The sequence below is a fragment of the Roseomonas populi genome, from assembly GCF_024594815.1.
GTDB lineage: Bacteria > Pseudomonadota > Alphaproteobacteria > Acetobacterales > Acetobacteraceae > Roseomonas > Roseomonas populi.
This window is the reverse complement of record NZ_JANJOU010000022.1, coordinates 35,986-49,616: the sequence shown is the minus strand read 5'-3', so window position 1 is coordinate 49,616 and position 13,631 is coordinate 35,986. Positions and strand designations below refer to the sequence as shown.

Sequence of the window (13,631 nt, the reverse complement as noted above, 5' to 3'; positions counted from 1 at the left end):
GGCGTCCGCTTCCCCCACCACATCGTGGAAGCACCGCGCTTGCGCCTGATCCGCCTCGCCGCCGCCCTGCTGATCCCCGCCGCGCTCGCCCTCATGGCGGAGGCGTCCGCGCGCGGCACGGCGCCAGCGCGCGCCGAGGCGCCGGCGGAAGCGAGGACGCCGTCGGAGCAGGACATCCTCTTCGCCTATCACCGGATGCGCGGCACGGAACCGGATTTCCGCGCCCTCGCGGAGATGGAGGTGGCCAACCGCCCGCCCGCGCCGCAGCGCGCACGCGATCCGGAGCGGGAGCGGCGCTACCTTCTCGTCCTCGCCGAGCGCCGGCTGCGCGCGAACTTCGCCGCCTTCGACCTCGACCGCCCCTTCCGCATCCGCGTCGCCGCGGACGTGCTGGGCTACGACGAGGAACGCGGCGGCATCCCGCTCCGCAGCGGCGTGTTCCGCGGCCTTTCCATGCGCGACGCGACGGATGGCGAGCGCGGCTTCACCCTGCGCTTCCGCAATCCCGAAACCATCCGTGCCGTCCCCGCCGCGGACTCGCGCGCCGCCGGAACGCTGCTGCAGGATGCCGGGCTGGCCTCCCTCGGCAACTGGTCGGGGCCAGGCATCCTCGTCATCGACTTCGTCTTTGCCGGCGCCATGCCGGCCCTGCCGGAGCTGAAGGACACGCCGGTCCTGGCGGAGATCGTCTCCGCCCGCATCGAGACGCGCGAGGGCCGGACCCTGCACAGCTTCGCCTCCGTCGGCTCCCGCGCCTCCGCGGCCGCGCTGCGGCGGGCGGGCTTCCCGCCGCTGCAAGGGGCCGATCTCGCCGGGCTCCGCGTCGGGATGGGCGCGGAGGAGGCGAAGCGCCTCGCCTTGCGGGACCATCCCCAGGCGCTCGTCTCCGGCTTCTTCAACGGCGCTCCGGAAAGCCGGCGCGATGCCGCCGCGCCCCGATGCTCCCGCGCGCTCGTGGCGGACATCCGCGCCTTCAGCCTCCCGCTCTCGCCGGAGGATTCCTACGCCGCCTGCCTCGCCTTCGCATCGGGCGATGCTGGGAGCGACGTGTCCGAGGTGACCTGGCTGCACTTCCTGCCTGGCACCTCCCCAGCGACCCTGCGCGAGGAGTTGGAACGGGATCACGGCATCCCGGAAGAGCTGACGAATGGCGAGCTCCTCTGGCTCGGCCGCGATCCCGGGCGGACAGGCGCCCCGGAGTTGCTGGAGCTGCGCGCGGACATGGCCGAGCTGCAGGAGGGCGGTCCGGAGCGCGGCCCCGGCACGCTCCTCGCCCTCACCCTTCGTCGCGTTCCCGTGCCGGCGGGGGATGAGGGCTAGGGCCCCTCACCCGAACGCCCCACACTCCAGCGAAACCACCGCCGTCGCCTCCCGCACCATCGCGAACATCTCCCGCAGCGGCTCCATCAGCTCCGCGTGCTCGCGCCCGTAGCCGCCGTGGCGCGGCGCGGGGGGCTCGCCATAGTCCAGAGCGGCGCTCGGCGGCTCATGGGCGGGGAAGACCTCGTCCAGCAGCTTCGCGGCCTCCTCCACGTCCAGGCGCAGAAGGCGGCGCAGCAGCCCGTCCCGCGTCACGCCGTGGCGCGGCGAGAATTCCGGCATGTTCACCGCCCGCATCCAGATGCGGTGGATCAGCAGCAGCCGCACGGCGTGCACGGCGAAGAGCCGGTCGGACATCAGCGGTGCCTCGGTGGGCCAGGCACCGCGCAGCGCCGTGTCGTCCGCCAGCAGGCGGCGGAAGGTGCGGCGCACGGGATCGCCGAGACCGAAATCCTCCAGCGCCGCCGCCACGGCGGTCAGCACCGCGGCATTGGCGGGCCGGCGCGCATTCGCCGCGCGGTCCAGCCACATGCCGGGATCGAGGGTAGCGACATAGGCGCGCAGCACGTCGGGATCCGAGAGCGAGAGTCCCGCGCGCGCGAAGGCCATGGCGCCCGCGAAGCGCGGCGATTTCCGCACCAGCTCCGCGAAGCCCTCCGGCTCGCGCGAGGCGCCGGCGCCAAGCCCCTGCGTCAGGTTCGCCAGGAAGCCCAGCTGCTGCAGCACGGCGTTGTTGGGGATGGCGCGCAGCTCGCGCGGGTGGCGGATGGTGGCGGGCCCGCCCGTGTCGCTCTGCCTCGCGGCGGGGCGCGATCCCGTGCGGTCCAGCAGCGCCGGGCCGAAGCCGCCGAGCAGCCCCGCATAGCCCGGGTCCTCCACCAGCGCCGCCATGGCGCCGCGCATCCCCGCGAAGAGATCGGCCGCGAACCCGGCCTCCACGTAAACGGGGTCGGACACCTCCGCCGGCGGCGCGGCGAAGGCGTGCTCGGCGATGCGCGCCACAGTGGCATGGGCCAGCGCGGGCGTGCCGAAGAGCTGGTAGCCGTCGCCGCCCTGGAAGCTCGTCTCCAGCCGCAGCGGGATGCGGGCGGCCGCGAGGGCGGAGCGCACGGCGGGCGGGTCCAGGTACTCGAAACGAGCCGCCAGCCCGTCCGGGTGCCCGCCGCGCCCCAGCCCTTCGCCGTGCGTGTCGAACATCACTACTTCCAGGTCGGACAGCCCGTGCCGCTCCAGCAGCCCCGCCACGCGCAGCTTCAGCCGCTCGATCAGGTGCGAGGCGGCGGGCTGCCCGACGTAGCGCCCGGAATCCGAGTAGCCGAACTGCAGGCAGAGGCGCCCGATGCCCTTGAGATAGGCGCGCCAGTGCGGCGAGCGCAGCGCCTCCTCGATCACCCGCTCCCCGCGCATCTCCAGCGCCTCGGCGGTCTCGAAGAGCGGGCTGATCTCCACGTGCCGCTCCGCCCCGCAGAGCCGGGCCAGCAGCAGCGCGCAGAGCAGGGTGAAGCCGCTCTCCGTCTCCGCCACCAGGAAGCGCACGGGCTGGGATGCGTCGATGTGCTTCGCCATCTGCGCCACCGTCATCATCAGCCGCATGGCGCTTGCCGATTCCGCCAGCAGGCCGCCCGTGTCCACCGGCTCCGGCTTCGCCTCGTCCAGCGCGGCGTTGATGGCGCCGAACAGGGCGCGGCGGCGCGCCACGTCGTCCGGCCCGCCGCCCAGCGCCGGCGCCCGCAGCCGCGCGGCGTTGTGCAGCTGGCTGGAATTCAGCCGGACATGGGTATGCGCCAGCGAAAGCCCGTGCCCCACAAGCCCCGCCCGCGCGACGAGCAGCGCCAGCCGCGCGCTGTCATCCGGCGCGGCGGCGATGGCGCCGCCGAACAGCTCCAGCAGCGGCTCCGGCGTGGTCAGCGCATCCTCCCGCCGGTCCACCAGGGCGAGGGCGAAGCGGCGCGCCGCCTCCGGCTCCGGCTGGCCGGAAGGCGGACAGGCCGCGATCTGCGCGCGCACCGCCTCCAGCGCCAGGGCCAGGCGCTCGCGCAGCGGCTCCGCACCGTCCGGCGGCAGGGCGCCGATCTGCGCCTCCAGCCGCGCCAGCCCCAGTTCCTTCATCCGCAGCCGCAGCCGCAGCGTGTCCTGCCAGCCGATATCGGTGCGCCCGTCCGTGTCGTAGCCCACCCAGGAGGAGAGGATGACGGGCGTGGGCACCAGCCCGCGCCAGCGGTCCGGCCAGGTCTCCCGCGCCACGCCCAGGAAGGCGGCGGAGAGCCGGTCCAGCGCGTCACGTCCATTGGCGATGGCGAAGGCGGCCTGGGAAAACTCCTCCTCCAGGTCCGGCGGCACGGGGCGCAGGGGAAGCCCTTCGGGGACCGGCGCTCCGCAGGCGGCCTCGGCCAGCGCCCGGTTCGTGGCCCGTGGCAGCGAGAAGGTGGGGTGGGCGGTGAACACCGCCGCCGCCCGCGGCCGCTCGCAGGCCAGGCGGAAGGCGGCGAAGGGCACGGGGCTGTCCGCCGGGTCCGGGCGGGCGGCGCGCTGCGCCACCGCGATCAGCGCGGCATCCGTCTCCGCCGCGTCCGTGCCGCCCACCTGCGCGGAGAGGTGCGCCGCCCGGTCCGCGAAGGCCAGGTCGCCGATCCGGCGCAGCGCCACCCGCAGCGCCGGCAGGTTCAGCTCCCCGTCGTCCAGGCGGCGGCTGAGGGCCAGGGCCATGGCCAGGGCAGGGGTGGCGAAGGGATCGCCCCTTCCCTGCGCGCGGGCCGCCGCGGCCAGGGCCATCAGGTCGGGCGGTGCCGCCGCCTCCTTGCCGGTCCCGGCCATGCTTCCCTCCATTCCTTCTGCCAGCGCGATGCTGCAACCGCGAAAGGGGGGCCGCAACCGAGATCGTCCATGCTGCGGTGCGGCAAGGTTGGCAAAGCCCTTGCCTAAGCGATGCCGCGCACTGGAACGGGCCGGGCGGAACTCAGGGAGTGAAGGAGCTGCGGGTCCTTCTCGTGGATGCGGATGCCGAGCGTGCCGCCCTGGTCTCGGCCGGGCTGCGGGCCGCCGGCTACGATGTTGTGGCCCTGGCCCCCGACGCCGCCGACCTAACCCGTCGGGTCCGCGAATCGGGGGCAGAGGTGATCGTCTGCGACCTGGACGACCCCGGCCGCGACGCGCTGGAGAGCATGCGCGCCCTGAACCGCGACGAGCCGCGCCCCGTGGTCCTCTTCGCGGAGCGTGGAGAACCCGAGCAGATCGAGGCCGCGCTGGAGGCGGGCGTGGCCGCCTATGTGGTGGAGGGCCTGGCCCCCACCCGCGTGCGCCCGGTGATCGAGGTGGCGATCCGCCGCTTCCGCGCCCACCACGCCATGCGGCTGGAACTGGAGCAGACTCGCGCCACCCTCGCCGCCCGCGCCGTGATCGACCGGGCCAAGGCGCGGCTGATGGAGCGCGGCCGTCTGAGCGAGGAGGAGGCCTATCGCCGCCTGCGCCGGACTGCGATGGACCAGGGGCGCCGAATGGTTGATGTGGCACAGGCCATTCTGGATAAATAACGGGCACCCTGCCGCATTACTGAACTCATTCCGGCGAACCATCCGGGATCTGCCCGAACCAGTTGCATTTTCGGCTTGCATGGCTGCACCGCAGCATGATGAATGAGGCCCAAGGGGCCGGCCTGCAACGATGCAGGCCCTCGGGTGCCCCGATCGACCATCCGGCGGTCCAATGGCGGCCCGCCTCCCGCTTCCCCAGGATTTTTCCGCGAGGGGGAAGCCCGGAGCGCGCGTGCCAGACCGGATCCTGCGCATCGGCTATGTGCCTCTGACCGACTCCGCCCCACTCCTCGTCGCCGAGGAGCTGGGGCTGTTTCGCCAGCACGGGGCCCGCGTGGCGCTCTCCGAGGAGTCCGCCTGGTCGGCGGTGCGGGACCGGCTGGCCCACGGAATCCTGGACGGCGCCCACCTGCTCGCCCCCATGCCCATCGCCCTCGCCTGCGGCCTGGGTGGGGTGCGCGCGCGGCTCACCGTCGGCGCCGGCATCGGCCGCAACGGCAATACCCTGACCCTCTCCAACGCCATGGCGGACGAGGCGGGGCTGGCCCTGGATGGCACGCCGCTCCCGGCCCAGGCCTTTGCCGCCGCCATCCGCGCCCGCGCCGCCGCCGGGCGCCCGCCGGTGCGGCTGGCGGCCGTGTTTCCCTTCTCCTCCCACCACTACCTGTTGCGCCACTGGCTCGCCTCCGGCGGGCTGGACCCGGACCACGACCTGCGCCTCGTCGTCGTGCCGCCGCCGCGCACCGCCCGCGCCCTGGAGGCGGGCGAGGTGGACGGCTTCTGCTCCGGCGAGCCCTGGGGCAGCCACGCTGCCGCCCTCGGCCTCGGCCGCGTGGCGCTGACGGGCGGCGACATCTGGCCGGACCACCCGGAGAAGGTGCTCGCCTTTCGCGAGGGCCTGCCCTTCGAACGGGGCGTGGCCGTGACCGCCGCCGTGATCGCCGCCGCCCGCTGGCTGGACGACCCCGCGAACCGAGAGGACGCGGCTCGGCTGATGCAGGCGCGCGTCTTCCCCTCCATGGCGCTGGAGACGGTGCGGCTGGCGCTGGACGGGCTGACGCCTACCCCGCGCGGCACCCGCGCCCTGCCCGCCCCGATGCGCTTCCGCGAGGCGACGCTGGCCCGGCCTGAAGCGGCCGCCTGGTACCTGCGGCAGATGCGCCGCTGGGGCCACGTGCCGGAAGGCGTGCCGGATGAGAGCGCCCTCTCCGCCTTCGGCGATGCCACCTGGCGCGCCGCCGCCGCCCCCCTGGGCGAGGCCGAACCGCAGACCGTGACCCTTCCCGAGGAGAAAGCCGCGTGACCATGAACCGTCGCCAGGCCATCGCCGCCACCGCAGCCCTCTTCGCGGCCGCCCGCGCTGCTGCCCCGCGCGGCGCCTTCGCGCAGGGCTCCACCACGCCCGAGGTGAAGAGGGCGGTGCTGGGCTACATCGCGCTCACCGATTCCGCGCCGCTGATCATCGCGAAGGAGAAGGGTCTCTTCGCCAAGCACGGCATGCCGGACGTCGAGGTCTCCAAGCAGGCAAGCTGGGGGGCCACGCGCGACAACCTCGTGCTCGGCGGCGGTGCAGGCGGCATCGACGGCGCGCACATCCTCACGCCCATGCCCTACCTGATGCACACGGGAAAGGTGACGCAGAACGCCCAGCCCGTGCCGATGGCGATCCTGGCGCGGCTGAACACCAATGGCCAGGGCCTCTCGGTGGCCAACAAGCACAAAGCCACGGGCGCCACCATCGACGCCTCCGGCCTCAAGCGCGCGATAACGCCGGAGAGCAAGGTCGCCATGACCTTCCGCGGCGGCACCCACGACCTGTGGATCCGCTACTGGCTGGCCGCCGCCGGCATCGACCCGGACAAGGACCTGCAGACCATCGTGGTGCCGCCGCCGCAGATGGTGGCGAACCTGAAGGTCGGCACCATGGACGCCTTCTGCGTGGGCGAGCCCTGGCCGGACCAGACGGTGAACCAGAAGATCGGCTTCACCGCCGCCGTGACGGGCGAGCTGTGGAAGGACCACCCGGAGAAGTCGCTCGGCATGCGCGCGGACTGGGTGAATGCGAACCCGCGCGCCGCCGAGGCCCTGACCGCCGCCGTGATCGAGGCGCAGCGCTGGTGCGACGCCGAGGCGAACAAGCCGGAGATGTGCAGCATCATCGGCAAGCGTGCCTGGTTCAACGTGCCGGTCACGGACATCCTCGACCGCTCCCTCGGCAACATCGACTACGGCGACGGCCGCAAGGTGGAGAAGTCGCCCCTGCTGATGAAGTTCTGGCGCGACCACGCCTCCTACCCCTTCCGCAGCCACGACCTGTGGTTCCTGACCGAGGACATCCGCTGGGGCGTGCTGCCCGAGGGCACGGACACCAGGAAGCTGATCGGCGAGGTGAACCGCGAGGACATCTGGCGCGCCGCCGCCGCCCGCGCGGGCGTGCCGGCCGGCGAGATGCCGGGCGGCACGTCGCGCGGCCGCGAGACCTTCTTCGACGGCAAGGTCTTCGACCCCGAGAGCCCGGCGGCCTACCTCGCTTCCCTCTCCATCAAGAAGACCGTGGCGGCCTGACCATGAACGCTTCCGTCCAGCCCCCCGTGGCGGCGCCGGCCGCCGTCACCCTGCAGGAGCCGGCAGCCATGCCGGCACTCACCCTGACGGAGCGCCTGCGCCCTTACGCGCAGAGCGTGCTGCCGCCGCTGGCAGTGGTACTCGCACTGCTGCTGATCTGGCAGTTCCTCGCCAGCGGCCCCAACGCCACCCTGCCGCCCCCCACCAAGGTGTGGGAGGACGCGGGCGAGCTGATCACCGATCCCTTCTTCGACCGCGGCGGGCTGGACAAGGGCCTGTTCTGGCACCTCCTCGCCAGCCTGCAACGGGTGGCGGTAGGCTTCACCCTCTCCGCCATCGTCGGCATCGCCATCGGCCTGCTGATCGGCACCTCCAAGCTCGCCATGCGCGGCCTGGACCCGATCTTCCAGGTCCTCCGCACCGTGCCCCCGCTCGCCTGGCTGCCGCTGTCCCTCGCCGCCTTCCGCGAGGCCCAGCCCTCGGCCATCTTCGTGATCTTCATCACCTCCATCTGGCCGATCATCATCAACACGGCCGTCGGCGTGCGGAACGTGCCGCAGGACTACCGCAACGTCGCCGCGGTGATTCGCCTGCGCGGCTTCGGCTACTTCTCCCGCATCATCCTGCCCGCGGCCGCGCCCTACATCTTCACGGGGCTACGGATCGGCGTCGGCCTCTCCTGGCTCGCCATCATCGCGGCGGAGATGCTGATCGGGGGCGTCGGCATCGGCTTCTTCATCTGGGACGCGTGGAACTCCTCCAACCTGTCCGACATCATCGTGGCCCTGTTCTACGTCGGCATCGTCGGCTTCCTGCTGGACCGGCTGATGGCGCTGGTCGGCCACCTCGTCACCCGCGGCACCGCGACGGCCTGAGGACACGACCATGAGCTTCCTCGACATCTCCGACGTCACCATCGCCTTCAACGGCTCCCGCGTGCCGGTGCTGAACGGCGTGGACCTGAAGATCAGCCGCGGCGAGTACATCTCCGTCATCGGCCATTCCGGCTGCGGCAAGTCCACGCTGCTGAACGTGGTGGCGGGCCTGCTGGACGCCACGCGCGGCGGCGTGGTGCTGGATGGGCGGGAGATCTCCGGCCCCGGTCCGGACCGCGCCGTGGTGTTCCAGAACCACTCCCTCCTCCCCTGGCTCACCTGCTACGAGAACGTCCGCCTCGCCGTGGACCAGACGCTCTCGAAGCAGATGTCCCGGGCCGAACGGCACGAGTGGACGCTGGCGAACATCGCCCTCGTCCGCATGACCCACGCGAAGGACAAGCGCCCGGGCGAGATCTCCGGCGGCATGAAGCAGCGCATCGGCATCGCCCGCGCCTTGTCGATGAAGCCGAAGGTCCTGCTGCTGGACGAGCCCTTCGGCGCGCTGGATGCCCTGACCCGCGCCCACCTGCAGGACCAGGTGATGCAGATCCATGCCGAGCTCGGCACCACGGTGATGATGATCACCCACGACGTGGACGAGGCCGTGCTGCTCTCCGACCGCATCGTGATGCTCACCAACGGCCCCAACGCCCGGATCGGCGAGATCCTGGAGGTGGACCTGCCCCGCCCGCGCGACCGGCTGGCCCTGGCCACCGACGCCCGCTTCATCTCGGCCCGCGCGGCCGTGCTGGAGTTCCTGCACCACCGCCACGCGGCCCCTGGGCTGAAGGCGGCATGAAGGTCCTGGTCGTCGGCGCCGGCCCGGCCGGCACGCGCTGCGCCCTGCGGATTGCGGGGCGCGTGCCCGGCGCCACGGTGGTGCTGGCGGGTGCTGAGCCCGCCCTGCCCTACGACCGGGTCGCGCTCTCCAAGCACCTCGTGGGCGACATGACCCAGGAGGCGCTGATCACCCACTCCCTCGCCGACCTGCGCGCGGCGGGCGTCCTTTACCGCCCCGGCACCCGCATCGAGCGCCTGGACCTCCCAGCGCGCGAGGCCATCACCGCCCGAGGCGAGTGCATCCCATACGACCGCTGCGTCATCGCCACAGGCAGCCGCTCCTTCCGCCTGCCCCTGCCCGGCGCGGACCTGCCCGGCGTCATCGCCTGGCGCGACCTGGCCGAGAGCCGCCAGATGCTCCAGGCCGCGCGCGATGGCGGCCCCGCCGTGGTCATCGGCGGCGGGCTTCTGGGCCTGGAAGCCGCCGTCGGCCTCGCCGCGCGCGGCATGAAGGTCACGGTGCTCCACGCCGTAGGCTGGCCCATGGAACGGCAGTTGGACTATGACGCGGGCACGCTGCTGGCGAACCGCCTGCGCGCCCGCGGCCTGACCATCCACATGCCCGCCGCCACGGTTGCCATCGAGGGCCGGGAGCGCGCGGAGGCCGTGCTGCTGAAGACCGGCGAGCGCATCCTCGCCCGCCTCGTCGTCATGTGCGTCGGCGTGCGCCCGAACACCGATCTGGCGAGGGCCAGCGGGTTGGAGGTGGCGCGCGGCATCGTGGCCGACGCCGCCATGCACACCAGCGACCCGCACGTCCTCGCCATCGGCGAGTGCGCGGAGGTGGAGGGCCGCCTGATCGGCCTCGTCGCCCCTGCGCTGGAGCAAGCGGAGATCGCCGCCGCCACCATCGCCGGAGAGGCCGCCATCTGGGCGCCTCGCTCGGAATCCGCCGCCCTCAAGGTCTCCGGCACCCATGTCTGGTCCGGCGGCGAGGTGGCGCCAGCCGATGCGGAGGCGGTGACGCTGCGCGCCGGCGAATCCTACCGCCGCCTGTGGTGGCGCGAAGGCCGCCTCGTCGGCGCCGTGCTCTACGGCGACACGGCCGAGGCCGGCTTCTACCAGACCCTCATCTCAAGCGGCCAAGCCGTCGCCTCCCGTGCGGAGGCCGCGCTCGGTCAGGCCTACTTCCAGGACGCGGCGTGATGGACGGCAACTTCACCCCCGAGCAGCAGAACTACCTCCAGGGCTTCATGGCGGGCGTCGAGGCCCGCCGCGGCACCCTCTCCCCCGGCGGCTCCTCCGAGGGCAGCGCCCCGCCCGACGCGATGCGCGCCGCGCAGGACGCGGCGGTGGCCGCCGGCGGCAAGCTGAACCCCGAGGAGAAGATGAAGCGGGAGCGCCACCCGCTGGACCGCTGGGACGAGGTGGAGGCCCGCGCCAAGGCGGGCAAGTTCCCCCACGGGCTGGAGAACCTCGCCACCCGCTGGCACGGGCTGTTCTACGTCGGCCCGACGCAGGATTCCTTCATGTGCCGCCTGCGAATTCCCGGCGGCATCCTCCCCACCCACCAGGCGCGCGGCATCGCCGCCATCGCGGAGGAGTGCGGCGGCGGCTACGTGGACGCCACCACCCGCAACAACCTGCAGATCCGCGAGATCCCCGCGAACAAGGGCGTGGAGCTGCTGGAGCGGCTGGCCGATCTCGGCATCATCCCCAAGGGCACCGGCGCGGACAACATCCGCAACATCACCGCCTCCCCCACCTCCGGCATCGATCCGCACGAGCTGATCGACACCCGCTCCATCGTCCGCAAGCTGCACCATCACATCCTGAACACACGCGACCTCTTCGGCCTGCCACGCAAGTTCAACATCTCCATCGACGGCGGCAGCCGCGTGGCCGTGGTGGAGGACACGAACGACATCGCCTTCACCGCCGTGAAGGTCGGCGACGAGGTGCTGTTCCGCCTGGCGCTGGGCGGCATCACCGGCCACCGCGACTTCGCGCGCCGCACCGGCCGCGTGGTGGCCCCCGATGACGTGGTGAAGGTCTGCGACGCCATCCTCCGCGTCTTCCTCGCACACGGCGATCGCACAGACCGCCGCAAGGCCCGCCTGAAGTATCTCCTCGACTCCTGGGGCCTGCCCCGCTTCATCGAGGCGGTGGAGGCGCAGCTCGGCGCACCGCTGCGCGAGGTGGATGGCGGCGAGACCGCCCCGCCCGCCGACAAGCACGGCCATCTCGGCGTGCACGACCAGAAGCAGGAAGGCCTTCAATATGTCGGCGTCGTCCTGCCCGTCGGCCGCATCACGGCCGGCGAGTTCCGCGCCCTCGCCCGCATCGCCGACACTTATGGCAGCGGCACCCTGCGCCTGACGGTCTGGCAGAACCTCCTGATCTCCGACATCCCGCGCGACCGCATGGCGGAAGCCTGCCGCAAGATCGAGGCGATCGGCTTCGGCACCACCGCCAGCCACGTCCGCGGCGGCCTCGTCGCCTGCACCGGCGCCGCCGGCTGCAAGTTCGCCGCCGCCCACACGAAGCAGCACGCGGCGGCGCTGGCGGACTACCTGGACGCCCGCATCGCCGTCACGCGCCCGATCAACATCCACCTCACCGGCTGCCACAACTCCTGCGCCCAGCACTACATCGGCGATATCGGCCTGATCGGCGCCAAGGTGGAGCGCGGCGAGGAGGAGGTGGAGGGCTACTACCTCCATGTCGGCGGCGGCACGGGCTTGGAGCAGCGCATCGGCCGCCTGATCCTTCCGAAGGTGGCGCATGACGAGTTGGGCCCGCCCGTGCTGGCCCTGCTGCGCGCCTGGCAGCACGAAGCCCCCGACCTCACCTTCCAGGCCTTCACGGATCGCCACAGCGAGGCCGAACTCCTCGCCATGGCCGGGCGCAGCCCCGCGGAGATCGACGCGTGAACGCCATCTCCCCCGTCGCGGCCGCCTTCCCCGGCCCCGTCCCCACCCCGATGATCCCGGAAAGCGCACCCTTCACGCCGGAGCAGCGTGCCTGGCTCAACGGCTTCCTCGCCGGCCTCTACGGCGGCGCCTCGGCCCCCGGTGTATCCGCCGCCCCCGCGCCGGAACCGGAAGAGGACTTCCCCTGGCACGACCCCGCGCTCTCGCTGGACGAGCGGCTAGCGATGGCCGCCGGCAAGCCGCAGTCGCGCCGCTACATGGCCGCCATGGCGCAGCTGGATTGCGGCCAGTGCGGCTATGTCTGCAAGAGCTACGCGGAAGCAATCGCCTCCGGTGCGGAAGGCTCCCTCTCCCTCTGCGTCCCCGGCGGCAAGGCGACCCAGAAGGCGCTGAAGGCCTTGCAGGCCGAGGCGCCCGCCGCCCCCGCGCCCGCCGCGCCGCTGAAGTCCACCGGGCCGGAACTGGTGCCCATCCGCGTCCTGGCCGCGCACAAGCTCTCCGGCGAGGCCTCCGCCAAGGATGTCCGCAACGTCGTGCTGGACCTCGAAGGCAGCGGGTTGCGCTACGATCCCGGCGACAGCCTCGGCCTGCTGGCGCCGAACGACCCGGAACTGGTGGAAGCCTGCCTCGTCGCCCTCGGCGCCACGGGCGAGGAGCCGGTGCCCTGCCCCGACGGCATCACCCGCCCCGCGCGCGAGGCCTTCCTGACGCATCTCGCCATCGCCCGCCCGCTGGACCGCACCACGGACCTCCTCGCCGGCGCCGCGCGCGACGCGAAGGAAGCGGCCATGCTCCGCAAGCTGACGGACGGCGACGACGACGCGCAGCCGCAGGACGCCGACCTGCTGGACCTGCTGGAGCACTTCCCCTCCGCGCGTCCTCCGCTGGCCGACCTCGCTGCCTCCCTTCCCGGCCTCAAGCCGCGCCTCTACTCCATTGCCTCTTCCCCTCTCGCCGTACCGGGGAAGGTCGAGCTCTGCGTTTCCGTGGTGAAGGCCGAACGCCGGGGCCGCGTGCGGCAGGGCGTCGCCTCCTCCCATCTCGGCTTCCGCGCCCTCCCCGACCTCGTGGAAGGCGAAGGCCACGCTGCGCCGGGAGACCGCGAGCGCGCGATCACCGAGATCATGCCCGCCTACATGCAAGTCTCCCACTTCCGCCTGCCGGAGGATCCGAACACCCCCGTCATCATGTGCGGCCCCGGCACGGGCATCGCGCCCTTCCGCGCCTTCCTGCAACACCGCGCCGCGCAGGGCATCAAGGGCCGCACCTGGCTCTTCTTCGGCGACCAGAAATCCGCCACCGACTACCTCTTCCGCGAGGAGATCGAGGGCTGGAGGGCCGACGGCACGCTGGAGCGCCTGTCGCTGGCCTGGTCCCGCGATCCCGGCGCGCCGAAAGTCTACGTCCAGAACCGTATGAAGGAGAGCGCCGCCGACCTGTGGCGCTGGTTCCAGGACGGCGCACGCTTCTACATCTGCGGCGACGCCGCCCGCATGGCGAAGGACGTGGACACCACCCTGCGCGAGATCGCGATGAGCGAGGGCCGCATGGACGCCGACGCCGCGCGCGACTGGATCGTCGCCCTGGCCCGCCAGAACCGCTACCAGCGCGACGTGTACTGAGCC

The 13,631-nt window shown here is 72.7% G+C and carries 10 protein-coding genes; 9 read left to right on the top strand and 1 reads right to left on the bottom strand.

Annotated features, from left to right (window positions below):
* Positions 1 to 39 precede the first annotated feature (39 nt).
* Positions 40 to 1,320, top strand: coding sequence for a hypothetical protein (locus NRP21_RS21145; protein WP_257718221.1), 1,281 nt, complete (start codon positions 40 to 42; stop codon positions 1,318 to 1,320).
* A 6-nt stretch (positions 1,321 to 1,326) separates the two neighbouring features.
* Here the strand turns inward: NRP21_RS21145 and NRP21_RS21140 are convergent, their stop codons facing one another.
* A complete protein-coding gene (locus NRP21_RS21140) occupies positions 1,327 to 4,134 on the bottom strand; it encodes a phosphoenolpyruvate carboxylase (protein ID WP_257718220.1) in 2,808 nt (935 codons plus the stop codon).
* Positions 4,135 to 4,283: 149 nt separating this feature from the next.
* Here NRP21_RS21140 and NRP21_RS21135 point away from each other — a divergent pair, with 149 nt between their 5' ends.
* From NRP21_RS21135 to NRP21_RS21100, 8 genes are all read left to right on the top strand, one after another.
* Positions 4,284 to 4,850, top strand: a complete 567-nt coding sequence (locus tag NRP21_RS21135; RefSeq protein ID WP_257718219.1) for an ANTAR domain-containing response regulator — start codon at positions 4,284 to 4,286, stop codon at positions 4,848 to 4,850.
* Between the two features lie 232 nt (positions 4,851 to 5,082).
* Positions 5,083 to 6,153 (top strand): CmpA/NrtA family ABC transporter substrate-binding protein, encoded by a 1,071-nt coding sequence (locus NRP21_RS21130; RefSeq protein ID WP_257718218.1) that lies wholly within the window; start codon positions 5,083 to 5,085, stop codon positions 6,151 to 6,153.
* A 2-nt stretch (positions 6,154 to 6,155) separates the two neighbouring features.
* Entirely contained in the window at positions 6,156 to 7,415 is a 1,260-nt protein-coding gene (locus tag NRP21_RS21125; RefSeq protein WP_257718291.1) for a CmpA/NrtA family ABC transporter substrate-binding protein, read from the top strand.
* A 2-nt stretch (positions 7,416 to 7,417) separates the two neighbouring features.
* A complete protein-coding gene (ntrB, locus tag NRP21_RS21120; RefSeq protein ID WP_257718217.1) occupies positions 7,418 to 8,290 on the top strand; it encodes a nitrate ABC transporter permease in 873 nt (290 codons plus the stop codon).
* A gap of 10 nt (positions 8,291 to 8,300) precedes the next feature.
* Entirely contained in the window at positions 8,301 to 9,092 is a 792-nt protein-coding gene (locus tag NRP21_RS21115; protein WP_257718216.1) for an ABC transporter ATP-binding protein, read from the top strand.
* Positions 9,089 to 10,279 (top strand): NAD(P)/FAD-dependent oxidoreductase, encoded by a 1,191-nt coding sequence (locus tag NRP21_RS21110; protein WP_257718215.1) that lies wholly within the window; start codon positions 9,089 to 9,091, stop codon positions 10,277 to 10,279. Before NRP21_RS21115 ends, NRP21_RS21110 begins: the two co-directional genes overlap by 4 nt.
* A complete protein-coding gene (locus NRP21_RS21105; protein ID WP_257718214.1) occupies positions 10,279 to 12,006 on the top strand; it encodes a NirA family protein in 1,728 nt (575 codons plus the stop codon). The genes NRP21_RS21110 and NRP21_RS21105 overlap by 1 nt, the downstream gene beginning before the upstream one ends.
* The gene (locus NRP21_RS21100; RefSeq protein ID WP_257718213.1) at positions 12,003 to 13,628 is read left to right on the top strand and encodes a sulfite reductase subunit alpha; all 1,626 of its coding nucleotides are present in this window, start codon (positions 12,003 to 12,005) and stop codon (positions 13,626 to 13,628) included. The genes NRP21_RS21105 and NRP21_RS21100 overlap by 4 nt, the downstream gene beginning before the upstream one ends.
* The last annotated feature ends 3 nt before the right edge of the window (positions 13,629 to 13,631 follow it).